This window comes from uncultured Tateyamaria sp., assembly GCF_947504105.1.
GTDB lineage: Bacteria > Pseudomonadota > Alphaproteobacteria > Rhodobacterales > Rhodobacteraceae > Tateyamaria.
In genome coordinates, this window is the sequence record NZ_CANNGP010000152.1 from 1 (window position 1) to 772 (window position 772).

The following is a 772-nucleotide window of genomic DNA, read 5'->3' on the forward strand; positions in this document are numbered from 1 at the left end:
GCAACCAAATACAGGAAGCCGCGCCGCATCGGGATGTAGGTGATGTCTGCGCACCAGACTTGGTTCGGTCGGTCGATAACGACGTTGCGCAGCAGGTATGGCCAAACCTTATGCTGCGGATGCTTCTTGCTGGTGTTGGGCTCCTGGTAGATCGGAACCAAACGCATCAGACGCATTAACCGCCGTACACGGTGCCGACCACATCGATGCCCATTCCGCTTCATGTACCGGGCCATCTGGCGGGAACCGTACCACGGTGTTTCCAGGAATTGCTTGTCGATGACCGTCATGAAACGAAGGTTCTCGGCGCTCTCACCGGCCGGCTGATAGTAAAGACGCGACCGCGACAGCTGCAACAGTTCGCACTGTTTACGAAGGCTTAACTCGTGATCCCGGCTCACCATTTCTTGCCTCGCGTCCCGAGAAGTTGATGCGAGGCTTCGGCTAAAAAATCCCGTTCCACAACAAGCTGGCCTATCTTGGAATGCAGCTTGTCGACATCGGCGGCGCTAACCTGTTCCGGGGCGGCACCACGGCGCGTAAATGCCGTCGCCATGTTCTCTATCGCCGCGCGTTTCCAAGTTCCGATTTGCGTGGGATGCACACCGTACTTCTTGGACAGCTCTGCCAACGTCAACTCTTCGCGGATCGCCTCCAGCGCAACTTTGGCCTTAAACTCGGGCGAATGGTTCTTTCGTTTCTTCATTCTGGATCGTCACTTTCATCATGCGATCCACCTTAACGACCGGTCCGAAATTCCGCGACCACCTCT

The 772-nt window shown here is 56.2% G+C and carries 1 pseudogene; it reads right to left on the bottom strand.

The annotated features are described in order from the left end of the window. A pseudogene (locus tag Q1A75_RS24005) lies at positions 1-706 on the bottom strand (IS3 family transposase); the annotation flags it as partial. Positions 707-772 lie beyond the last annotated feature (66 nt).